Genomic DNA, 21,924 nt, shown 5'->3' with positions numbered 1-21,924 from the left:
TTGCCGTTGGAATCCCATCGCGTTTTGGCACAGTCTGAAATAGGTGGACACCAAATGATGGAAGAAGGTCAAAAACTTGCCGTGCGGCTGGTCGGTCGGAATGGGAGACGCCGTTTCGATCAAAGTTCGAAAGACCGCCTTATTATGGCCTGCCTTGAACCTGGCGCATCGGTATCGAAACTCGCGCGCGACCACGGGGTCAACGCGAACCTCGTTTGGAAATGGATACGCAAGCACACCCAGCCGCTTGCGTCGCCGCCGTCTTCGACATCGTCTTTTATTCCGGTGCAAATCACCGCGGCCAGCGACGAGTTTGAAGAGCTGCCTCGGAAAGCAGAGAGGAACCGGCCGCTGCCCTCTCCAGCGAAGGTGAGCGCGTCACTGCCGAACGGGGTGAAGCTGACGTTGGAATGCAGTGACGTAGATGCATTGACGGCAATCATCGGAGCGCCGGGTCATGTTCAGACTTGGCGCTGATCTCAAGGTTTACCTGCATCGCGAGCCGATCGACTTTCGGGCCGGCATCAACAGCCTTGCTGTCCTGGTCCAGGAGACGATGGCGCTGGATCCCTTTGCTCCTGCGGTTTTTGCCTTTTGCAATCGCCGTCGTGACCGGATGAAGCTATTGTTCTTTGACCGATCCGGTTTTGTGATGGTCTTGAAGCGGTTGACCGAAGACAAGTTCAGATGGCCCCGCCGCGAAGTGCCGGTCGTTGTGCTGACGACAGAACAGCTTCACTGGATTCTCGACGGCATTGATATCGATGCGATGATCCGTCATCCGGTGCGGCAATATCAGATCGCCGGTTGACGGTGGCGAATTGAACTGTTGACGCGAAGGGGCGGTTCAGATTCAAGAATCTGATGACTCGCACCGGCGAACCGAGCATTGCAGAACTGATGGCGCAATTGGCAGCCAATGCTGCCGAAATCGCTGCGCTCAAAGCCGAGAAGGAAGCGCTCTCGCAGCGGGTCGTCAAGCTTGAGGAGGAGCTGGCGCTTGCAAAGCTGCATCGCTTTGCACCCCGCAGCGAAAAGCACGTTGATCGCCTCTTCAACGAAGCCGAAGAGGCTGCCGACGAAGATGACAGCGGCGACGGTGATGACGTTGTCGATCTCCCGGACACGGGCCTGCCGGCGGTCGCGAGCGTCGTGGGAAAAAAGCGGGGACGCAGACCTCTGCCGGAAGACCTGCCACGCGAGCGTGTCGAGTATGACCTTCCCGACGATCAAAAAACTTGTCCGTGCTGCGATAGTCAAATGCATCGCATGGGCGAGGCCGTTACCGAGCAGCTTCATATCGAAGTCAAGGCAAAGGTTCTGCAGAACGTCCGGTTCAAATATGCCTGCCGCCATTGCGACCGCACCGGGATCAACACACCCGTCGTGATCGCACCGATGCCGACGCAGCCCCTGCCGGGCAGCATCGCTACCGCTTCGACGCTAGCCTTCGCGCTCGTCCACAAATACGTCGATGGCACCCCACTCTACCGCGTGGCTCAGACATTCGAGCGGGCCGGCGTTCCGATCAGCCGTGGCGCTCTTGCTCACTGGGTAATCGGCTCGAGCGAGAAGCATCTGCATCGCATCTATGACGCTCTGAAGCTGCGGCTGCGATCGCAGCCTCTCATACATGGCGATGAGACGACGGTTCAGGTCTTGAAGGAAACGAACAAGGAAGCTACCAGCACATCTTACATGTGGGCATACCGCAGTGGCGAGGACAGTGAAGAGCCGATCGCGCTTCTCGATTATCAGCCGGGCCGTGGCCAGATACACCCACAGACCTTTCTTGGTGACTACCGCGGCATATTGGTGAGCGATGGCTACACAGCCTGGCGCACATTGCATGGTGCCACCCATGTCGGATGCATGGCTCATTCCCGGCGGCGTTTCGTTGAGGCACTCAAGACCAGAAAGAATGGAGGCGGCCCGCCGGAACAGGCGCTCCGGTTCTTCGAGCAGCTATACCGGATCGAAAAGCAGGCAAGAGACAAAACCCTAGATGCCGGTGAGACGACGGCTGATTGCATTCGCCGTTTCCGCCAACAGCACAGCTTGCCTGTCCTGAACGCCCTAAAGGCGTGGCTCGACGCCATCGCGCCGAAGGTCGTGCCGGATACCAAGCTCGGCGACGCCGTCTCCTACGCCCTGAACCAATGGGATTACCTGACACGCTATACCAGCGACGGTAGGATGCCGATCGATAACAACATTCTGGAACGCGAAATCAGAGTTTTTGCCACCGGAAGAAAATCGTGGCTGTTCAGCGACACCGCCGACGGAGCCAAGGCCAGCGCAGTGATCTACAGTCTGATGCTCACTTGCCGCGCCTGTGGCGTCGACCCGCTTGCCTGGCTGCGCCACGTGCTCACTGAGTTGCCCCAGCGGGACGAAAGGGCAGACATCGTCGACCTGCTGCCGTTCAACTTCGCCAGAACCGAAGCCGCCTGACACTATACGGTTCCAAACGTTGATCCGATGCCAATCAACGGGTCGGCGTCAACGTGCAGCGAAAATCGCGCTTACGATTCTTCGACAAATGGCTCTTGATTATGAAATCGGCCCGAACCGATAGCTCTGAGAAATTTGCTTAAGCGTGTCGCATTTAATCGGCCTCATATCCTGCAGCCCTGAAATAGTTTCGACATTCTGTGACGGAGAAAAGCTTGCGGATATCGCCGAGGGCCTGAGCAATGGTGTCGAAGCTTCGTGCGGCCCGCGTCCGCAAGAGCGTCTTTAATTTGGAGAAGGCCATTTCAATTGAGATCGGGCGAAAAGGGTGGCAGGAAAAGGAGCCAAGCGCCGCGGGCTTCGACGAGGTCTTCGGCCTGTTCGCTTTTGTGAAAGCCGACATTGTTGAGAATGACGACGTCTCCCGCAGACAGGGTCGGCGAAAGTTGTGTTTCGACCCAAGTCTCGGAGATGCTCCGGTTCATCGGTGCATTGACAATCCAAGGCGCAATCACGCCACGCGATCTCAAACCGGCGATGAAGGTTTGGGATTTCCACGAGCCGAAGGGCGCATGTGTGCGGTAGCGTCGGCCTTTTTGCGACCATCCTGAGCGCTTGGACAGGTTCGTATTGATCGATGTCTCATCGATAAAGATGAGGCGCGCGAATGCCTTGTTGAAGAAGCGCCGGCGTCGTCCGATCCACAACTCACGCCCCCGCGCGATATGTGGACGCTGATGCTCGCTTGAGGGCCCGGGATGCCGGCGATGCCTCGCAGGGGGAGCCGCTGCTCGACCAGATTGACATGCCGATCCGGCGCGTCACGGCCGATGGCGCCTGTGACGGTGAGCCGACCTACGTCGACGTCGCCAGGCACAGCGCCGATGCTGCGGTGGTCCTCCCGCCGCGCGCCAATGCGGTGGAACGTCAGCATGACGATCCCACCAATCAACGAAACCAACATATCGCAACGATCAACGCCGATGGCCGGATGAAGTGGCAGGTCGCCACCGGTTACGGCAAACGCTCATTCGTCGAGACCGCGATCGGTCGCTACAAATCCATCATCGGCCGCCGGCTAAGAACACGCGCATTCGCGACTTTTTCGGTATTCGATGGGCTGAGGCTTTGGTGCGCGGGTCGTTGAAAGACCGGAATTCCGTCTTTGATGCTGCGACTATGCGATAGCGAGCTTGGGCGGGACGGATTTCGGGCGTGCGCATCCCAGCATCCTATTGAGCGCGGCGCAGCTTATGGCGACTTCCGTCTGCTGGGCAAGCCCTTTATCCGCACCCCCTAGCAAAGCATGGGATTTACAGCCAGAACGCTTCGCGCCCAATCCGTTCCAGAAAATGCTGGGACTAAACATCCAAAAGCTGTTGAGCATCGTACTAGCCGGAGAAGTTCCAATGGTGACAGGGTGAGTGATGGCAACGGGAGGAAAGACAGTCGATCACCGCGTCAACTTTTTTGAGGCGTATTCGCACGATGCGGCTTGCCGAAAGCTCAACATGTTCGTCTCAGGCTGGCAATGGTCGGTTCCAACAGCCGGCAGCGAATACAATAGCTTCAAAATCCGCATGCAATCGCTGCAATCAGCCACTATCATAAGCGCGGAACGTTCGGCCGGGCTGATTGGGATAGCGGAATATGATGTTCCGCAAGTAAACATATTGTTCGTGCTTGCCGGGGAAGTCGAAGTTGATAGCGCACAGATGCAGGATCGTTTGCACATACCCGCCGACCATGCTGCCATTGTTGGCGCTCTCGAGGGCACGCGCATCGCGATTAAGCCATACAGCTCATGGTTACTTTTTCAAGTTCAAGAGCTGGAGATCAGGCGCTATTTCGAGAATTTGACCGGCCAACCATACGCAAGAAAATTGGCGCTTTCACCGATCAATTTTCGTCAAAACGATGCTCGAGAGCTCTTCCAGGTATTGAAGAAGGCCGAGAAAGATTTAGCACGGTGCAATCCGACCGAAAGAGCGATGCTTACGAAAGCTTATCATGAGTTGATCCTTGTCAAAGTGTTCGCTAAGCTCCCACACAATCTCCGCGGTAGCCTCGATAGCGTGCTTGGCTAAAAGATCCGCAATTTAGGTCAAGCTTCATGACAAATTGGTGCCAAGCTTCTTAAGCTGCTGCCGGTTGGTCTTGGTCCGCTCACGTTATCATCAAAAATGCGTTCGCAGCTTGTGGCCGTAAGCTGGTCGTTGTGAATGGCGAGGTCATTGGCGTCGGTCGATACGCGGGCATAGCTTAATATCATGCGCCAGTACGCACCGGATTTTCCCACCAAAAAACGTGCAATCGGATCAAGGTGCAGGACTTAGTGCAAAACTCTTGAGGTATGCCCAATCAGCGAGCTGATAAGCGGTAAGGAACAAGTCCACAGCACCGCTCAAGCCTGCCTCTATGCCGGCAATCAAGCCTTCTAAGCCAACACTGAGGGGCAGCTTGCAATTGTCTAAGCCCTACCAAATGCGATTAGCTGCTCGGGTGGGCAATGTCACTTTGTTTGACTGGATTCAGGCGAAGGGCTCGCCATTGAGATCAAGCTGCAGCCCGGTCACTGCTTTCCAGTGCGTCATTGCTCGAATCCAACGACGTGAGCGGATCATGAAGCTTCAAGTCGCGGCAACAACTGCAGCGCTTTATCTCCATCCACGATCTATTCGATCCCACGGCTGTCTGATGTAGTTCCATAAATCTGATTACCGCACCGAAGCCGTCGCGACATGTATAATGTATAGATATTTCAATAAGTTATATAAAAATGCGCCGCGGGCGGTCCAATCTCATCAAGAGCTCCGCTCTGGCTCTGGACCTCACTCAACGTCAATAATGAGCAAACAATAGCGGTCTGTGAACCTAAAAAGTGGGACGACAGGTTCTACCTGCCGACCTACCTTCCCGTCGGTATCATTTGATACATTTCCGGCACAGCTAAGCGACATCACACTGGCAATATGGCGCCAGTTGAAACAGCTTGGAGGCATGAAAATGTCGCTTGGACTTTGGCAGCTCCGTGAAGCCAAACGGGCATTAACGATCTTCTGTGAGGACAATAACCTCGCCTTCAATGATGACGTCGCCCTCAGGGCGGCGCACGAGCTACTGCGGATCGCGCAACAGCGCCCTGGCACCACGCAGCAACTTCTTCGTCACCTAGAGGAAGATACCGCTTCCAGATCAAAGCGCCAACTCTAGCTCGCTCTCCGCACCCTCGGGAATATGCGGATTTCATTGTAATGGCACTCATTACACACTGTTACATTTTGCGGGATCTGCGGCATAGCCGCGAGACAAGTCTTCGTTAATCTCCGCCTTCCCTTCAAGACTGTGCTCGCCAAGGGTTTGCAGCCGGACGCAGCCCTTTACTCATGGTGCTCTCAATGATGCGACGTTACCTTAAAGTTTGGTTCTCAATACTCCTCGGTTGCGGGGTCTTTGTACTGGCCGGCGCAAACGCCAATGTCGCGGTCCAGCAATCTGCCAAGGACCAGGATCCGGAGGTAAGCGTTCAGACACTGCAAAGACGGAACGTGACGCTCACGCGTGAATTGCCGGGAAGAACAAGCGCCCACTTGGTCTCCGAGGTCCGGCCACGAGTGACCGGCACTATTCGCCGCCGAGTCTTCGAAGAAGGGAGCGTCGTTCAGGCCGGCGACGTCATGTACGAATTGGATCGAACGCCTTTCGAAGCCGCATACCGAAATGCGCAAGCTGCATTACGACGGGCTGAGAGCGCCGTCCCCAGCTCGCGTGCTAGGTTTGATCGATACCAGCGACTGCGCGCCAGTGATATCGCAAGCCAACAGGATCTTGACGAGGCCCGCACCCAGTTGCTTCAGGCCGAGGCGGACGTAGCTGCGGCGAATGCAGCCTTAGAAACCGCTCGCATCGAGCTTGACTACACAACGATCGTGGCACCGATCGGAGGGCGCGTCGACGCCTCCAATGTCACGCAGGGTGCTCTTGTCACGCAGGACCAGGCCCAGCCCCTGACTGTCATTCGTCAACACGATATCGTCAATGTCGACCTCGTGCGGTCGAGTTCTAGCCTTTTGGCTTTGAACAAGGCGTTGGCGTCAAACCAGATCAGAACTCATGGCGAGTATGTTACCGTTGAACTCAGGTTGGAAGACGGATCGAGATATCCGCATCCTGGAAAGTTGCAGTTTTCCGGGTCAGCGGTCTCGCAATCGACGGGCATGGTCTCGCTGCGTGCTGTTTTTCCGAATCCGAGCGGCATCTTGATGCCTGGCATGTATGTACGCGCGCTCATCGAAGAGGGCTTCGTGCAGGGCAGTTTCCTGGTGCCCCAGCGCGCGGTTTCACGCAATCCGCAAGGACAAGCTACAGCAAAGTTCGTAACCGACGATATGAAGGTCGAAGAACGTGTTCTCACCGTCGACCGCACGATCGGAAATAGCTGGCTCGTAACAGGTGGCGTTTTCGATGGTGATCGCGTTGTCGTTGAGGGGGCCCAGCGAGCACGTATGGGGCAACAGGTTCGGACAAGGGTCGTCATCGTTGAAGACGAAACCGGTGAGCTGCGAGATGTCGTGGAGGCGCCAGCATCGTCGAGCGAGCCCAAAAGGAGCACTCAGGCCGCTGCTGGCTCACTACCTGTGTCGCTCCAGTAGGATCTATCATGTCTCGCTTCTTCATTGAACGTCCCATCTTTGCCTTTGTCCTTGCCATAGCGATCATGATGACAGGAGCTTTGTCGATCCCGGCATTGTCGATCTCCCAATATCCGCAAATCGCGCCGACCGCTGTTCGGGTCACCGCGAATTATCCCGGAGCGGATGCGAAGACGGTCGAGGATTCGGTTACGAAGGTTATCGAACAAGGGATGACTGGGATCGACAACGTCGATTATGTCTCGTCGAGTTCCACGGCGACCGGTGAGGCCTCGATCACACTGACCTTCACCAGTGGAACTGACCCCGACGTGGCTCAGATGCAGGTTCAAAACAACCTTCAGCTCGTCGAAGCGCGTTTGCCGCAGGCGGTTCTGGACAGCGGATTGACGGTTTCGAAGTCGACAGCGAGCTTTTTCCTGATTGCCGCCCTTGCATCGCCCGATGGGCGGTTTAACGGCAACGATATCGCCGACTTTATCGATACTTTGCTCATGGACACGTTAAGACGCGTACCAGGTGTTAGCGAGGCACGGCTGCTCGGATCGGATCGATACGCGATGCGGATATGGGTTGATCCCGACAAGCTAGCTCAACACGGGTTGATGGTCAGCGACGTAACGCAGGCCGTGCAGGCGCAAAACACGCAGGTCTCGGCGGGGCAACTCGGCGCATTACCACAACGGCGAGGCCAGCAACTCAACGCAACGGTCACGGCAGGGAGTCGTCTGCAAACCGTCGAGCAATTCGAGGCTATCATCCTCAATGGTGCCGCAGACGGTTCCGTGATCCGCTTGAGCGACGTTGCAATGGTTGAACTCGGAGCGGAAAGCTACACCAATTCTAGCACGTATAGCGGCACGCCTGCCGCCGGTATTGGCTTCAGATTGGCATCCGGGGCCAATGCGTTGGAAACGGCAGAAAGCATTCGTGCCGAAATCGAGCGGCAAAGGGTCAATTTTCCACCGAATGTCGAAGTCCATTATCCATTCGACACGTCGCCCTTCGTTCGATTGTCGATCGAGGGTGTAGTGGCGACCCTGATCGAAGCCGTCTTTCTCGTCTTCGTTGTCATGTACGTCTTCCTACAAAATATCAGAGCGACGATAATCCCCACGTTGGCAATTCCTGTCGTGCTGCTTGGGACATTTGCTGTTCTCGGACTATCCGGCTACTCGATCAACACGCTCACTATGTTTGCGATGGTGTTGGCAATCGGCCTGCTCGTGGATGACGCCATTGTCGTCATCGAGAATGTCGAGCGGGTTATGGAGGAAGAGGATCTTGGCCCACGAGAGGCGACAATCAAGTCGATGGGCGAGATTAGCAGCGCTCTCATAGGGATTACGACCGTTCTGGCCACGATCTTCATCCCGATGGCCTTCTTCTCGGGGTCCGTTGGCATCATCTATAGGCAGTTTTCCGTTACCATTGTCACGGCCATGGTCCTGTCTGTCCTCGTAGCCTTGGTGCTCACGCCAGCTCTTTGCGCGTCGCTTCTCAGAAAACCGAAACATGGAATGGCAAAGGCTGCGCCGTTTAGATGGTTCAATTCCGGGTTTGCCAGCTTCACAGATCTGTATCAGCGGACAACACAAGTCCTGCTTCGCCGCATCGCTATTGGCGTCGTCATGTTCATTGCAGTCGCGGTTGGAGTTGCCTTTCTGTTCGCCAGGCTGCCTTCCGCCTTCCTGCCCGAGGAAGATCAGGGACGTCTTGTGACCGCAGTTCAGTTGCCGCCCGGCGCAACGGCGGATCGAACTCGGCGAGTTCTCGATCAGGTAATCGATCATTACCTGACGAACGAGCGTGAATACGTTGAGGGAATATTCGGATCGGTCGGCTTCAGTTTTGGCGGCCAGGGCCAAAACGTTGCAACCGTTTTCGTGTCGCTTAAGGATTTCGGGGAAAGGCAAATACCTGAGGCTTCGGCTGCGGCGATTGCTCAACGAGCTATGGCGGCGTTCGCGAAGATATCTGATGGCCGCGTAGTGGCACTTGCTCCTCCCGCCATTCCGGGCTTCGGGAACAATAACGGCTTCGATTTCTTCCTGCGCGACACAGGTAATGCTGGACACGAAGCCCTCATGGTTGCTCGCAACCAGCTGTTGGGAGCCGCGGCCCAAAATGAAAGGCTGAGAGGAACTCGTCCTAACGGACAGGATGACAGTCCCCAATATTCGGTAGCTATAGATCGTGATCGAGCAAGTGCGTTGGGTCTCAGTCTCTCGGATATAAACGCGACCCTATCTTCGGCTTGGGGAGGCACTTATGTGAACGATTTTCTGGACCGTGGGCGGATCAAGCGGGTGTACGTGCAGTCGGACGCAGATTTTCGCATGCAGCCGGAGGACTTTGAGCGTTGGCATGTTCGCAATAATCGCGGTGAAATGGTTCCCCTCTCATCCTTCTCGACGGGGCATTGGGGATTTGGTTCACCGAGACTGGAACGGTATAATGGCGTCTCCGCAGTTCAGCTGCAGGGTTCTCCCTCAACTGGGGTTAGCTCAGGTCAAGCGATGCAGGAAATCGATCGCATGGTCGATGATTTGCCAGATGAATTCTCGCATCAATGGACCAGTCTGTCAGCTGAAGAACGGCTCGCTGGAAATCAGGCTCTTCACCTTTACATCATCTCCATAGTTGTGGTCTTCCTGGCACTTGCTGCGCTTTATGAAAGCTGGACGATACCGTTTTCGGTCATGCTTTCAGTCCCTGTGGGAATTTTGGGAGCATTGGTCGCGGCGACCCAGTTCGGCCAGTTGAACGATATTTATTTCAAGGTGGGGCTACTTACGACGATTGGGCTCACAGCAAAAAACGCGATCCTGATTGTTGAGTTTGCCACAGCGGAGGAATTGAAAGGCAAGAGCCTCGTCGACGCAACGATTGAGGCTTCGCGTCAACGCCTTCGTCCTATCCTTATGACCTCCTTCGCCTTCATCTTGGGAGTCTTGCCGCTCGCAACCGCCTCGGGCGCGGGAGGAGGGAGCCAGAATTCTATTGGCATCGGAGTGATGGGCGGTATGATTTCCGCGACACTCCTCGGCATATTCCTAATTCCGGTACTGTATGTTGTGATCCGGAAACTGGCTGGCATTGGCAGGTCGAGATCACCTCGTGCTCAATCAATTGCGGACGTGCCTACGCAATAAAATTCAAATGTTGGAAGCTGATTCACCACAATCTGTGTACTGAATGTAGTTGCCGCTCAAGAAGCAGGTGGGGAATTATTGATGACGAACGTGAAGCTCTACCACGACGTCGCTGCTGGGTTGTGTAAGGTCAAATCGGATAACGGTTAGAAGAGCCGCCAGGCACTGGCAACACGGATCCTCCGGCTGTCTTCGGATCTCGAGTGTTGAAGCGCGGGAGCTGTTTGGAAAGGGTAAGAGGTGCTGCGTGGACTGAGACGAGCATGAGCCCTGGATCTATTGACGACGGCGGAAGCCTTGGAGGATGAGAGGCCGCGATATGGGGATGGCCACCGTCATCGCCGCCGCCTGATATCCTAACATCGGCACCGTCCATATCAGCCATTCCTGGTGCAGATGGCAGCGCTTGCCGGCATCGATGTCAAGACGGCTTTGGCGTCTGCTAAACCCTTTGCGAAATCGACCTGACGGCGGACTGCCGGTCGATGTGCTGAAAGACAAGTGGCTCGATGCCTGTACGGTGCTGGTGACGGTGACCTACGGTCCGAAGATCGATGATTTGCCGATTGCACAGGCGCTACGCCGCGGTTGTTTCTATGTCGGGGCGCGGCATCACAGCTTCCGATCGTCGACGTGGATAGGCGTGAGGCTGTTCTAGCGGCCACTAGCATTTTGAGAGAATAGAATGTGCATTGTAGCGGGAGGGCAGCTAGCTGATTTTGCCCACTGCCGGCCTAAATTGCTGGCTAGATGCGCAGACTGATCTTTGGGCGCAATACGACAGACAGGATCGTGATAAGTCGGCTGACATAACGATGTGCGATCTTCGCTCTGGCTGAAGGTGCGCGCCTTAAGTTGCCTCCTACAGCAACATACGAATCCAATCATCAACTGTTAGGGTTTAGCTGAACACCGATGACCAATTGAGGCCATCGGTGCGGTCGTCGCATTCAAGACCTGGAGTCCGGGTCGATTGGAAGCAACCCGCCGACTTTAACGTGGAAATGTCGGCAATATGTGCCAAGATTGTAGCAGGCGATACAAATCGCCCTCTTTGATCGTGCCCAGATGCCGACCACTGCCCGTCGACTTATCTTGTTAGCGCCCGAAAGGCCCAGAAGAAGAATGGGTTTCATGCCAATGTGTGCATCGTGTCTCGTCACTTTAACCATTGGCTGCCGTGAAACTTTGATACACTTTTTCGGCTGCGAAGAGCTGTAGGTTTGATGTATTCTCACGGTAAACGGGGACATCACCATGGACGCGGCCGCGCATATAGTTGTTGTTGATGATCACGGTGATATCCGGGATCTCGTTCAACAGTATCTTGAGCAACAGGGCTATAAAGTCACAGCCGTCGAAAGCGGCGCAGCCCTACGACGTCTGTTGGAAAAACAGACGGCGGATCTCATTGTTCTTGACGTGATGATGCCAGGGGAGGACGGACTTTCAGTATGCCGTCAGCTGCGTGCGTCCGCCGGGATCCCAGTGATTTTTCTCACCGCTATGGCCGACGACACTGACAGGATCATTGGCCTGGAGCTTGGCGCTGATGATTACGTCGTCAAGCCTTTCAATCCAAGAGAACTACTGGCACGCATTCGAGCGGTGCTGCGCAGATCCGGTAACCCTAATATGGCTCTCGCCGCGGCAAACCCGAAGAATGTCCGGGTGGGACCTTGGCGTGTGAATCTTGGTCGCCAGGAGATTTCTGGCGACGACGGCGTTGGCATTCCATTAAGTTCAGCGGAATTCCGGCTGTTAAAGGTCTTCATCGAGCGGCCGGGGCTAGTATTGAGCCGAGAGCAGCTTCTCGATCTAACAGTCGGTCGAACTGCTGACGTCTTTGATCGCACTATTGATAATCAAGTCAGTCGGTTGAGGAAAAAAATCGAAGACAACCCCAAAAACCCCTCAATCATCAAGACGCACTGGGGCGGCGGCTACAGCCTCTCCGTGGAAGTGGCTTCTGAATGATAAAGAAATGGACAAGAAGTCTCGCGGCGCAGTTTATCGGCTTCACCCTCGCGGCCTTGTTGATCGCGCAGGCCATTACATTCGTAATATCGTGGAACGAGCATTCGAAAGCATTGGATGCGGCCGCCAAGAGCGAGTTCTTCAGCCGCACTCGCACGATAACCCGCCTTGTCAATGACGCCGTTCCAAGTTCCAGGCAGCAGGTCCTCACCGCCAGCGAAACTGGAGACTCGCGTTTCTGGATGAGTGCTCAAGATCCCATGAGCGCGTCCGCATGGCGATTGGAGGCGGTGGAGCAATTCAGCAGGCCGCTTGAAAACTACGTTGACCTTGTGCGGTTCTTCGAAGGTGGGACGGCAGTGCCGCGGATTCCGAGCGCAAAAAAAGTCGCCTCATCCAACAATAGCGAAGATTGGAAGGCTCCGTTCCAGGAGCTATGGGCACTTCGCCAACCGGTCAAGTATCTTTATTTTGATGGAGCTCGCGGATACGGCATGGTCGTGAAGCTAGATGATGGCACGCATCTGAACGCGGCCTTCTATATGAAGCAAGGAAGCTGGTGGACCTCGACATCCTTAAGCTCGCTTGTTCTGACGGCTGCTGTACTCGCATTGATCGGGGTTCTTGTGGGCAACCGAATCGCCCGGCCTCTCAAAAGTCTGGCGATCGCTGCCGAGGCGCTTGGGCGGGGCGAGAACCTTCCACCTTTGGAGGAAACGGGGCCGGAAGAGGTTCGGCGAACCGCGTCTGCGTTCAATCGGATGCAAGCCCGCTTGCACAGGTTTATCGATGACAGAACGAAAATGCTTGCCGCAATCGGTCATGATCTGCGTACACCGCTCACTTCTCTTCGCTTGAGAACCGAGTTCGTGAAGGATGAGGAGATCCAGCGAAAAATGCTTGCGACCATCGAGGAACTGCAGGGCATGACTGAAGCGGCGATTGCCTTTGCGCGCGGCGAGTCAACAGAGGAAGAGACGCGTCCGATCCAACTTGAGGCTTTGATCGGCAGCATCTGCGACGATCAGGAAGATCTGGGGTACCCGGTGACTTTGGTTAGCGCCGACAAAATAACATATCGCTGCCGGCCCGACGGGCTTAGACGGGCGGTACGCAATATAGTTGAAAACGCTGTTCGATATGGAGGGGAAGCCAAGGTTTTGATTCTTCAAACGGCCGGCACGGTCGACATAGTCGTTGAGGATCGCGGACCCGGCATCCCTGAGGACATGAGAGAAAAGGTTTTCGCTCCATTTTTCAGGCTCGAGGTATCGCGGAATAAGCAAACTGGTGGGATTGGTCTCGGTCTGTCAATTGCGCGGGCAGTTGCTCGTCAGCATGGCGGCGATATCATGTTCGTCACCAAGGAGAACGGTATGCGGACAATTATTTCTCTACCACGTCATGACGATAGCGAAACAGGCCGAACTGCAAACGCAAAACGATGGAACGTTGGTGCAGCGATAATCGCCTCGCGCCGGCGACGACAAGTCAGGCCGATCAGTCTGCACACCAAGTGATCAATGGAGGCTCAGTGTTCTAAAAGCTTGGCCGGGACGCTAAATCTACTGGTCCTAAGAAAGACCCTGCTGCCAAGCCTGATACACAGTCCTTATGCTAGGATGAAAACCCAGGCTGCGGGCGAGGGACGTATCGACATGCAGGTACCAGGGGTTTTCGAGAGGCTCGGAATTCGGCGCCAACCTGGATCCGACCATGCCCGCGAGTTCGTAGATGGAGGTGGGCGCCTCGTCGGCCAAGTTCACGATGCGCCGATCGAAATCACCTTTGAGCGCCATCGTGATTGCTTGTGCGATATCACGATGGTGGATCGTGCTCATGCGTTGGGCCGGATGCCAAGTGCTGACGTGCTTGGGAAGAGATTGGAGATGTCCGTCACCGTCGCCATAGACGAAGGGGAAGCGAAGGATGGACCAGTTCAACCCGCTTTCGCGCAGTTCCTTTTCCGCGGCAACCTTGCTTGCGGGATAGGCATGCTGGGGATCAACCGGGTCGTCTTCCCTTCCCGGATGCGGATTGTCCTTGTTGTAGACATGGCTGGTGCTCGACATGATGAACCGGGCGTCGGGAGCATGCGCCTTCACGGCGGCAATCAGGTTGCGTGTCCCATCGAGATTGCTCTTCCAGATGAGATCGGTGTCCCGCGTGCGGAAGACGGCCGCAAGGTGCACAATAGCGGAAACCCCTTGGACGGCTTTCGCCAGGGTTGAAGGGTCGAGAATATCGCCCGTTACGGCATCAATTTCTTCATCGCGGCTCTTGCCCGCCCGGAGCAGGGCTCGGCAAGCATAGCCGGTCTCCACCAACCGCGGCAGAAGTCGCTCTCCAACGAGCCCGGTGGCTCCGGTGATCAATACGGACATTTGCTCAATCCTTTCGCAACAGGGCCTGCAGTCGTTCGGTCGCTAATTTGAGGACACGGATGGTCGTTGCCAGATCGGCCTCGTCGATCCCGCCGAAGGCGGCATCGCGGATGAAAGAAAGATCAGGCATCCGGCGCCACAGCGCCTCGCCGGCGGCTGTCAAAGTCAGCAGACGTTGACGCTGATCGCCCCCATCCGCGGTCTGTGCGACCAGGTCCTTGCGGACGAGCGTGGCGATGATTCCGCTCAGGGTCGCGCGTTCCAGTTCGAGTGCGCGACCGAGATCACGCTGGACGGACGGGCCGTTGTTGACGAGATACCAGAGGACATACCATTGCGTGGATCCCAGATCGAAGGGCCGCAAGCGTTCGTCCATGAGAGCCCGGCCCGCGAAGTAACACCGCTTCGTCCATGCTCCCACGGAGAGAATTTTGGTGTCCGCCTGATCCCGCATGAAAAGCCCACTTATTTCGTTCGCTACCATACGATAATTGCAAGGTAGCGAACGAATGTCAAGGCTCGATGCCGTTGGACCCGGATGAAGCGATCCCAAGGGGCCGGTCAGAAAGCTGGACAGCCGTCTTAGACGTCAGCGACGCGATCAGGCCGGCAATGACTGTGATGACGACGACGTCGTTGGGGCGCTATCGGCACCGCTTCACATGGTCGACGAGTGCCCGAAGCTTCGGAGCGAGATTGCGCCGGCTGGGGTAATAAAGAAAAAAGCCAGCAAAGGGAGGGCAATAGTCCTGCAGGAGAGGGACCAACTGACCGGATTCGACATAGGGTTTGAACGTGTCTTCCATACCAAAGGTGATGCCGCCACCGGCACAGGCTGTGCGGATCATAAGCCACATGTCGTTGGTGGTGATCTGCGGGTCGACAGCCACGTCGAACTCGCGTCCATGCTCACCGAATTCCCAACGATAGGGCGCGCTATGCGGCGCGGGGCGCCAGCCGATACAGCGATGGGCGGAGAGTTCCGAAGGATGTTCAGGCCTGCCGAAACGTTCGATGTAGGACGGCGCGGCGAAAGCGCCCTGGCGCTGGTCGCTCAAGACTGGAACGGCGATCATGTCCTGATCGATGACTTCGCCCAATCGCACCCCCGCGTCATAGCCTTCCGCGACGATGTCGAATTCCTCATCCGTGACCGTCACGTCGATCTGAACTGAGGGAAAGGCATCCGCGAAACGCGCCAGAAGCGGCCCCGAAATGAACTGCTCGGCGATGGACGACACTGCCAGCCTCAATAGCCCGTTTGGCGCACTGTCGCGATCCGCCGTCGCGTCGAGCGCCAGTCCGACTTCGGAAATCGCCGGCGCCACCCGGTGATACAGTCGTTCGCCGGCCTCCGTGAGACTGACACTGCGCGTCGTGCGCCGCACGAGCGCGACGCCCAGCCGATCTTCAAGCCGTCGGACAGCCTGGCTGACCGCTGGTCGAGTGACGCCCAGATTCTCCGCGGCCACACGAAAGCTGCGCGCTTCGGCGACAGCCAGGAAAACGGAAATGCCATTTAGATCGATTGCCATTGGTTAGATAGTTTTACCAGAGCGGTCATCATTGGGCAAATTGTCCGATCTCATCGAGGCGCCTACTTTGGATCTCACGAACTAGGACGCGAGGCCTGTCGACGGTGCACGCAGCTTCATCGCCGGTCGATGGCTCTCATCAAGCTCTCAGCAGCCAGGAAAGGACTGTACCATGACCATTCTTCCGATACGCCAGTGGGTCGCCGGCGCGAGCCGTAGAGCTCTGATCACACTGGCATTGCTGTCGCTCGCCCTGCCGGGCACAGCTATTGCAAACGCCACGGCAACGCAGGTGCAGGCTGCGGACAGTGCGGCTATCGAGCAACGAAACAAGGCGATCGTCGAAGCCGCCTTCGAAAAATGGCGCGGAGGCACCTATGTCTTCGGGGAGCTCCTCGCTCCAGACGTCGTCTGGACGATCCATGGTTCCGGGCCGGTCGCCGGCAGCTATCGCAACCAGAAGGACTTCATCGAGAAGGCCTCGCGTCCCCTGACCAGCCGGCTCGCGACTCCGATCGCGCCGGAGGTGCACAACATCTTCGCCGACGGGGACACGATCATCATCCGCTTCGACGGAACGGCAACCACGACGTCGGGCGCACCTTATCGCAACCAGTTCGTCTGGATACTCAAGATGAAGGACGGCCTCGTCGTCAATGCGGAGGCCTTTCTAGACCTCGTTGCTTATCAGCAGGTGGTCGACAACAACGCCCCGCGGTCCCAATGACCGACGCCTGCGGTTCGGAAGACCTGAGCGTATGCCGACCGATAGCCGCGCATCCGTGCGCCATGGCTTCCAAACCGAGAACAGCAACGCTCAATGGAGCAGGACCATGCGACAGGCACTTGAAGCAATCATCACGGCCACCCTTTCGATCCAACCCGCAGAAGCACAGGAGGCCAATCCGCAGCCGCAACATCCTTACGTTGGCACGTGGGTCACCGACGACAACCATGTTCGCCACGAACTTCTGCCGAGCGGACGCTATATCGAAGCCCGCGGTCAGCGCGAGCGAGCTTATGAGGGTCGGTATGAAGTAGACGGGACGCATATCGAGTATTGGGACGACACCGGCTTCACCGCTGATGGCGATTTCGTCGATGCCAACACTCTGCATCATGGCGGCATGATCTTGCGGCGCAAGCCGGCGACACCGTAAACACCGGGCGAGCCTGCGCGATGCGAAACGGGTCTGGGTGCCGCAGGTCTTCCTCAATCTACCTGATGGGACGGACGCCATTCACCGCCGCCCTGTCATCGTTGTTTTTCCACCTCTCGCAGGAGATCGATGAAGGCGCGTAACGTGGACGGCAGGTGCCGGCTGCGCGGATAATAGAGTGCCAGGCCCGGTATCGGCGGGCACCATTCATCAAGTACGGTGAGCAACTGGCCGGACGCCAGAAACGGCCGTGCGAAATACTCGGGCACATAGGCAATACCGCGCCCGTCCACCGCCGCCTGCACGAGAAGATCATTGTCATCGAGGGTGAGATTGCCCTGGACGTTGATCGCCACTTCGGCACCGCGTCTGGAAAATTCCCAGCGATAGCGCTTTCCACTGGGCAGACGTTGGCGGATGCAGCGATGCGCATGTAAATCGTCGGGCATGTTTGGCCTTGCCTTGCCGTCCAGATAGGACGGCGCCGCCACGGTGATGAAACGGACGTCGCCTCCGAACTTCACTGCGACCATATCTTTCGGGACGGCTTCCAGCAGACGTACCCCCGCGTCGAAACCTTGTTCCACGATATCGACGAGCCGACCTTCCGACACGAGATCAAGCTCGACATCTGGATAAAGATCCAAGAAGCGCGGCACCACGTCTGCGAGCAAGATGCGGGCACCGCTTTTGTTCGCATTAATCCTAAGTGTGCCGCTTGGAGTGCCGCGCTCCTCCGAGAACGTGTCGAGCGCCCGATCGAGTTCCTGCAGAACCGGGTCGAGTCGCGCGAGCAGGCGCGCGCCGGCCTGCGTCAGAGATACGCTGCGTGTCGTCCGATTGAAGAGGCGGACGTCCAGCTTTGCTTCCAATCCGATGATCGCGTGGCTGAGGGCGGAGCGCGAGACCCCCATGATGTCGGCCGCTCTGCGGAAGCTTTTGTGATTGGCAACCGCGGCAAAAGCGGCAAGGTCATTCAGACTAGGGCGCATCATTCGTGATTTATCCTCACCACTTCATCTCAAATTGGCAGCCTTATATCACCAATCGTGCGGGTCTACATTCGGCGATGAACAGATGAGGAAAATCACATGCCAAAGACATGGTTCATTACCGGCGCTTCTTCCGGACTCGGTTTCGAAATGGCGCAGCAGTTACTCGCCCAAGGGCACAAGGTGATTGCAACGCTCCGCCGCTCAGGACCACTGACGCAACTTGAGCAGGAATATCGCGAGCACCTGGATACCATTCAGCTTGATGTGATCGAGCCGGAGAGCATTGTCTCGGCCGTCGAAGGAGCCTTTAAGCGGCATGGCCGCGTAGACGTGATCGTCAGCAACGCGGGCTATGGCCTGTTCGGTGCTGCGGAAGAGCTCACGAATGAAGAGATCGACCGGCAGATCGCCACCAATCTTACCGGATCCATTCATCTGATCCGTGCTGCACTGCCCCTTCTTCGAAAGCAAGGCGGCGGGCGGATCGTTCAGGTCTCGTCCGAAGGTGGGCAGATCGCGTATCCCGGGTTCAGCCTCTATCATGCGACCAAGTGGGGCATCGAGGGCTTCCTCGAAGCCGTGGCACAGGAAGTGGCTCCGTTCGGCATCGACGTCATCATCGCCGAGCCGGGACCAACCGGCACGAATTTCGGAGCCAATCTCGTCTGCGCGAAACCGATGGATGCCTATGACGAAACTCCTGCCGGCGCCGTTCGCCGGGCGATCACTGAGGGTAGCTTCGAAATCAGGGGAGATGCGGCGCGCACCGTGTCCGCAATCATAACAGCCGCCGAGAGCGAGACGCCGCCATTGCGGCTGGCGCTGGGCAGCACGGCCTATTCCTCGATCTCACAGGCGCTGTCCGCGCGCCTCGCCGCCCTTAAGGCGCAGCGGGGAGTGGCGAATTCCGCCGATAGGCAGGATCTGTGAAGTGCAGCAACGGCTGGGACACACAGATCTCACGCACAGGAAAGGAAACAGCATGTCCGTTCAATCAGCTATATTGGCGCTTGTGTTGACTGTGTCATCTTCTGCATCCGCGCAGACAGCAGCGGAGAACCAAGTCGTCGGAACCTGGCGTATGATGTCGGCGACGATCGACCCCGGCGGCAGAAATATCGCTGCTTATGGAGAAAAGCCCAACGGGCTTCTCGTCTTCACGCCCGATATGCACTTCGTGGAAGTTCTGACCGACGCCGATGTCCCGCGGTTTGCTTCCAATGTCCGCGGTGGGGGGACGGACGATGAAAATCGCATGGCCATGTCACGCAGCATCGGGTTCTTCGGCACCTACACCATCGATGAGAAGGGAGAATTCAGCGGAAACCGCGTCGAGGGATCGACATTCCCGAACTGGATTGGCAGCGTGCGAACACGTGATGATCTCACGCTCGTCGTCGATGGCGACCGCATGACTGAACAATTCCGCAGGCCGGAAGGCATCGAAATCAGGATCGAATGGCAGCGGGTCAAATGAGGCACTGAAGGGCGGTTCCCCTGAGGCCTCGACCTTCGAGCGTGCGCCATTCAGTCCTTCGCCTCCCAGTCGTAGCTTCTCATGAAATCGAGAAACGCACGCATGGCGGCGCTCGGAAGTCGGCGGCTGGGGTAGTATAGAAACCAATGCGGCAAGGTCGGGCTCCAGTCGGAGAGAAGCTCCACCAGCCGGCCGGTTTGGATATGCGGCTTCGCATAGTCGTCGAAGACATGGGCTATTCCTCTGCCCGCCAGCGCAGCTTGCAGTTCATTGTGTGCGGAGCTGACCGTCAAGCGGCCGGTTGGAGTGACTTCGATCTCTTCGCCCCCCTCGGAAAATCGCCAGGTAACGAGGGTGCCACCTGGGAAACGACGTCTTATACAGTCGTGATCAACAAGCTCGTGTGGTGTCTGCGGCTCTCCGCACCTCTTGATGTAGCCGGGCGAGGCGACGATTGCATAACGAAGCGCGGGCCCGAGTGGCAGCGCGATCATGTCCTGGGCCAGCTGCTTGCCGAACCTGACGCCGGCATCGAAACCCTGTTCTACGATATCGATGACGGCCGCATCGCTGATGATCTCGATCTTCACCTCGGGATAAACGTCCATGAAGTCGAACACCAGTGGGCAAAGAAAATGATCGACAGCCGGCGCCGGCGCGTTGATCCTAAGCGTTCCAGACGGACTATCCCGTAATTCGTCCACCTCGGCGATGGCGAGCCGGATGTCGCTCAGTGCAGGCGCCAGACGTTCCAGAAGGCGCTGTCCTGCCTCCGTTGGGAATACGCTCCTCGTCGTTCGGTTGAGGAGCCGGATACCCAGAGCCTCTTCCAGCCCATTCATCGTTTGGCTCAAGGCCGACGACGACACGCCTCGCTCATGTGCGGCTGCGCGGAAACCACCACAGCGCACGATGGCCACGAACACATCGAAGCTGTCCAGGCGAATAGGATCCATTGCAAAGTTTTTCTAATCAAGCCGATAAACTTAAAGCAGATTATCAGATCAATTGCCCCATGTCATGGTTGATGCCGAGCTCAACGCGGTGCTTGATGTTTGCTTTCACGGTCAATTCGACCCGTGCGAAGCGATGAAGCAATTGAGCGCCCACACGGAGGAAAACCTGATGAGTGCCTTTACCCTCAACAGACGTGCCATCATGCTGTCCGCTGTCGCCGGCGCATCGACCATGTTCATCCCAAGCCTGGGTGGCTCCAGCAGCGCCAACGCCCAGGCCGCGTCCCCGGTGACGGGCAATGCCGGTCACTACCGCTTCCGCGTCGGAGACATCAGCGCGACTGTCTTGAGCGATGGTGTGATTGGTGGCCCGCCTCGCGTCTATGCCAGCAACGCGCCGGAAGCCGAGCTTCAGGAGGTCCTGCGTCAAGCATTTCTGCCGACCGACCACATGACCCTCAATCTCAACACCCTGCTAATCGAAACCGGCGGTCGACGGATTCTGATCGAGGCCGGAGCCGGCAAGACCATGGGCCCGAATGGCGGCCGTATCTTCGATAACCTCGCGGCGATCGGCCTCGGTCCTGCAGACATCGATGCGATTGTCGTCTCGCATACCCATCCCGACCACGTCGGCAATCTGAGAACCGCAGACGGCGGCAAGGCCTTTCCCCGCGCCACGGTGTTTGTTCCGAAGGCCGACTGGGACTTCTTCGTCCGCACCGATCCGGATCTCTCCTACATGCCTGTGCCGGAGGAATTCCGTTTGCGCTTTGCGGCAAACATCAAGAACAGCCTTGGGCCGTTTGCGAACGATGTCGAGCTTTATGAAGCCGGCGCCGAGATCGTGCCGGGTCTGACGACGATCGCCGCATCCGGTCACACGCCGGGCATGGCCACCTTTCTCGTCCATTCCGGGAGCGACCAGTTGCTGCTGACAGCAGACCTTGCCTATCACCCTGTTGTCAACGTCGACAGGCCCTGGCTTCCGGGCCCGGACCGGGACAAGGAAACGGCCTTTTCCTCGCGCCGGCGCATTTTCGACAGGGCGGCCGCCGAGCGCATGCCCGTTCTTGGCTTCCACTATCCGTTCCCCGGCCTCGGCCGGATGCTGAAGACCGATGGCGGCTACGCCTGGGTTCCCGCCAACTGGCAGTTCTGACGCTCAGAAACAGGAAA

20 protein-coding genes and 1 pseudogene are annotated in these 21,924 nt (G+C 57.1%); 15 read left to right on the top strand and 6 right to left on the bottom strand.

The window, feature by feature from the left end:
• Positions 1–54 precede the first annotated feature (54 nt).
• Genes tnpA through tnpC form a run of 3 tightly spaced genes read left to right on the top strand, consistent with a single transcriptional unit; the run spans position 55 to position 2,454 of the window.
• Entirely contained in the window at positions 55–477 is a 423-nt protein-coding gene (tnpA, locus tag DQ393_RS17380) for an IS66-like element accessory protein TnpA (RefSeq protein ID WP_112342989.1), read from the top strand.
• Positions 458–811 carry an IS66 family insertion sequence element accessory protein TnpB gene (tnpB, locus tag DQ393_RS17375; protein WP_016557443.1) on the top strand — a complete coding sequence of 118 codons (354 nt, stop codon included), beginning with the start codon at positions 458–460 and terminating at the stop codon, positions 809–811. The genes tnpA and tnpB overlap by 20 nt, the downstream gene beginning before the upstream one ends.
• Before the next feature lie 53 nt (positions 812–864).
• Positions 865–2,454 carry an IS66 family transposase gene (gene tnpC, locus DQ393_RS17370; RefSeq protein ID WP_112342988.1) on the top strand — a complete coding sequence of 530 codons (1,590 nt, stop codon included), beginning with the start codon at positions 865–867 and terminating at the stop codon, positions 2,452–2,454.
• Positions 2,455–2,759: 305 nt separating this feature from the next.
• Here tnpC and DQ393_RS17365 read toward each other — a convergent pair whose 3' ends face one another.
• Positions 2,760–3,161 (bottom strand): transposase, encoded by a 402-nt coding sequence (locus DQ393_RS17365; RefSeq protein ID WP_245430389.1) that lies wholly within the window; start codon positions 3,159–3,161, stop codon positions 2,760–2,762.
• 47 nt (positions 3,162–3,208) lie between these two features.
• On the opposite strand from DQ393_RS17365, the pseudogene DQ393_RS17360 reads away from it, so the two are divergent.
• The 7 genes and pseudogenes from DQ393_RS17360 to DQ393_RS17320 form a co-directional block, all read left to right on the top strand.
• A pseudogene (locus DQ393_RS17360) lies at positions 3,209–3,550 on the top strand (transposase); the annotation flags it as partial.
• Between the two features lie 331 nt (positions 3,551–3,881).
• Complete coding sequence (locus DQ393_RS17350) at positions 3,882–4,541, top strand: hypothetical protein (protein WP_112342986.1); 660 nt, start codon at positions 3,882–3,884, stop codon at positions 4,539–4,541.
• Between the two features lie 1,311 nt (positions 4,542–5,852).
• Entirely contained in the window at positions 5,853–7,106 is a 1,254-nt protein-coding gene (locus tag DQ393_RS17335) for an efflux RND transporter periplasmic adaptor subunit (RefSeq protein ID WP_112343072.1), read from the top strand.
• Between the two features lie 8 nt (positions 7,107–7,114).
• The gene (locus tag DQ393_RS17330) at positions 7,115–10,261 is read left to right on the top strand and encodes an efflux RND transporter permease subunit (RefSeq protein ID WP_112342983.1); all 3,147 of its coding nucleotides are present in this window, start codon (positions 7,115–7,117) and stop codon (positions 10,259–10,261) included.
• Positions 10,262–10,679: 418 nt separating this feature from the next.
• Positions 10,680–10,919 (top strand): hypothetical protein, encoded by a 240-nt coding sequence (locus tag DQ393_RS34315; RefSeq protein ID WP_146758986.1) that lies wholly within the window; start codon positions 10,680–10,682, stop codon positions 10,917–10,919.
• 599 nt (positions 10,920–11,518) lie between these two features.
• Positions 11,519–12,238: a response regulator gene (locus tag DQ393_RS17325; protein ID WP_112342982.1), complete on the top strand. Its 720-nt coding sequence runs from the start codon at positions 11,519–11,521 to the stop codon at positions 12,236–12,238.
• On the top strand, positions 12,235–13,758 hold the full coding sequence (locus DQ393_RS17320) for an ATP-binding protein (protein ID WP_112342981.1): 1,524 nt from the start codon (positions 12,235–12,237) through the stop codon (positions 13,756–13,758). The genes DQ393_RS17325 and DQ393_RS17320 overlap by 4 nt, the downstream gene beginning before the upstream one ends.
• A gap of 54 nt (positions 13,759–13,812) precedes the next feature.
• On the opposite strand, the gene DQ393_RS17315 is transcribed toward DQ393_RS17320, so the two are convergent.
• From DQ393_RS17315 to DQ393_RS17305, 3 genes are all read right to left on the bottom strand, one after another.
• Positions 13,813–14,622 carry an NAD-dependent epimerase/dehydratase family protein gene (locus tag DQ393_RS17315; protein WP_112342980.1) on the bottom strand — a complete coding sequence of 270 codons (810 nt, stop codon included), beginning with the start codon at positions 14,620–14,622 and terminating at the stop codon, positions 13,813–13,815.
• Positions 14,623–14,626: 4 nt separating this feature from the next.
• Positions 14,627–14,998, bottom strand: coding sequence for a MarR family winged helix-turn-helix transcriptional regulator (locus tag DQ393_RS17310; RefSeq protein WP_245430388.1), 372 nt, complete (start codon positions 14,996–14,998; stop codon positions 14,627–14,629).
• A gap of 268 nt (positions 14,999–15,266) precedes the next feature.
• Positions 15,267–16,157: a LysR family transcriptional regulator gene (locus DQ393_RS17305; RefSeq protein WP_112342978.1), complete on the bottom strand. Its 891-nt coding sequence runs from the start codon at positions 16,155–16,157 to the stop codon at positions 15,267–15,269.
• A gap of 172 nt (positions 16,158–16,329) precedes the next feature.
• On the opposite strand from DQ393_RS17305, the gene DQ393_RS17300 reads away from it, so the two are divergent.
• Together DQ393_RS17300 and DQ393_RS17295 are read left to right on the top strand one after the other, a co-directional pair.
• Positions 16,330–16,884 (top strand): nuclear transport factor 2 family protein, encoded by a 555-nt coding sequence (locus tag DQ393_RS17300; protein ID WP_112342977.1) that lies wholly within the window; start codon positions 16,330–16,332, stop codon positions 16,882–16,884.
• 106 nt (positions 16,885–16,990) lie between these two features.
• A complete protein-coding gene (locus tag DQ393_RS17295) occupies positions 16,991–17,317 on the top strand; it encodes an Atu4866 domain-containing protein (RefSeq protein WP_112343071.1) in 327 nt (108 codons plus the stop codon).
• 95 nt (positions 17,318–17,412) lie between these two features.
• On the opposite strand, the gene DQ393_RS17290 is transcribed toward DQ393_RS17295, so the two are convergent.
• Positions 17,413–18,312, bottom strand: coding sequence for a LysR family transcriptional regulator (locus DQ393_RS17290; protein ID WP_112342976.1), 900 nt, complete (start codon positions 18,310–18,312; stop codon positions 17,413–17,415).
• A 96-nt stretch (positions 18,313–18,408) separates the two neighbouring features.
• Here DQ393_RS17290 and DQ393_RS17285 point away from each other — a divergent pair, with 96 nt between their 5' ends.
• On the top strand, positions 18,409–19,242 hold the full coding sequence (locus tag DQ393_RS17285) for an SDR family oxidoreductase (RefSeq protein ID WP_112342975.1): 834 nt from the start codon (positions 18,409–18,411) through the stop codon (positions 19,240–19,242).
• A 1-nt stretch (position 19,243) separates the two neighbouring features.
• Positions 19,244–19,789, top strand: a complete 546-nt coding sequence (locus DQ393_RS17280; RefSeq protein ID WP_348628022.1) for a lipocalin-like domain-containing protein — start codon at positions 19,244–19,246, stop codon at positions 19,787–19,789.
• 50 nt (positions 19,790–19,839) lie between these two features.
• On the opposite strand, the gene DQ393_RS17275 is transcribed toward DQ393_RS17280, so the two are convergent.
• Complete coding sequence (locus tag DQ393_RS17275; RefSeq protein WP_112342973.1) at positions 19,840–20,745, bottom strand: LysR family transcriptional regulator; 906 nt, start codon at positions 20,743–20,745, stop codon at positions 19,840–19,842.
• Between the two features lie 169 nt (positions 20,746–20,914).
• Between DQ393_RS17275 and DQ393_RS17270 the strand changes: the two genes are divergently transcribed.
• The gene (locus DQ393_RS17270) at positions 20,915–21,907 is read left to right on the top strand and encodes an MBL fold metallo-hydrolase (protein ID WP_112342972.1); all 993 of its coding nucleotides are present in this window, start codon (positions 20,915–20,917) and stop codon (positions 21,905–21,907) included.
• Positions 21,908–21,924: the final 17 nt, after the last annotated feature.

It is taken from the genome of Martinezella tropici, from assembly GCF_003287875.1.
Lineage (GTDB): Bacteria > Pseudomonadota > Alphaproteobacteria > Rhizobiales > Rhizobiaceae > Rhizobium > Rhizobium tropici_C.
Note: the sequence above shows the minus strand (reverse complement) of the source record. Positions and strands in the feature narration are given on the sequence as shown.

Coding starts and splice junctions, on each gene's coding strand:
- tnpB (WP_016557443.1), top strand. CDS start 458: ATGTTCAGACTTGGCGCTGATCTCAAGGTTTACCTGCATCGCGAGCCG.
- DQ393_RS17335 (WP_112343072.1), top strand. CDS start 5,853: ATGATGCGACGTTACCTTAAAGTTTGGTTCTCAATACTCCTCGGTTGC.
- tnpA (WP_112342989.1), top strand. CDS start 55: ATGATGGAAGAAGGTCAAAAACTTGCCGTGCGGCTGGTCGGTCGGAAT.
- DQ393_RS17290 (WP_112342976.1), bottom strand. CDS start 18,312: ATGATGCGCCCTAGTCTGAATGACCTTGCCGCTTTTGCCGCGGTTGCC.
- DQ393_RS17275 (WP_112342973.1), bottom strand. CDS start 20,745: ATGGATCCTATTCGCCTGGACAGCTTCGATGTGTTCGTGGCCATCGTG.
- DQ393_RS17330 (WP_112342983.1), top strand. CDS start 7,115: ATGTCTCGCTTCTTCATTGAACGTCCCATCTTTGCCTTTGTCCTTGCC.
- tnpC (WP_112342988.1), top strand. CDS start 865: ATGACTCGCACCGGCGAACCGAGCATTGCAGAACTGATGGCGCAATTG.
- DQ393_RS17300 (WP_112342977.1), top strand. CDS start 16,330: ATGACCATTCTTCCGATACGCCAGTGGGTCGCCGGCGCGAGCCGTAGA.
- DQ393_RS17320 (WP_112342981.1), top strand. CDS start 12,235: ATGATAAAGAAATGGACAAGAAGTCTCGCGGCGCAGTTTATCGGCTTC.
- DQ393_RS17310 (WP_245430388.1), bottom strand. CDS start 14,998: ATGGACGAACGCTTGCGGCCCTTCGATCTGGGATCCACGCAATGGTAT.
- DQ393_RS17325 (WP_112342982.1), top strand. CDS start 11,519: ATGGACGCGGCCGCGCATATAGTTGTTGTTGATGATCACGGTGATATC.
- DQ393_RS17270 (WP_112342972.1), top strand. CDS start 20,915: ATGAGTGCCTTTACCCTCAACAGACGTGCCATCATGCTGTCCGCTGTC.
- DQ393_RS17295 (WP_112343071.1), top strand. CDS start 16,991: ATGCGACAGGCACTTGAAGCAATCATCACGGCCACCCTTTCGATCCAA.
- DQ393_RS17350 (WP_112342986.1), top strand. CDS start 3,882: ATGGCAACGGGAGGAAAGACAGTCGATCACCGCGTCAACTTTTTTGAG.
- DQ393_RS17305 (WP_112342978.1), bottom strand. CDS start 16,157: ATGGCAATCGATCTAAATGGCATTTCCGTTTTCCTGGCTGTCGCCGAA.
- DQ393_RS17285 (WP_112342975.1), top strand. CDS start 18,409: ATGCCAAAGACATGGTTCATTACCGGCGCTTCTTCCGGACTCGGTTTC.
- DQ393_RS17315 (WP_112342980.1), bottom strand. CDS start 14,622: ATGTCCGTATTGATCACCGGAGCCACCGGGCTCGTTGGAGAGCGACTT.
- DQ393_RS34315 (WP_146758986.1), top strand. CDS start 10,680: ATGTCAAGACGGCTTTGGCGTCTGCTAAACCCTTTGCGAAATCGACCT.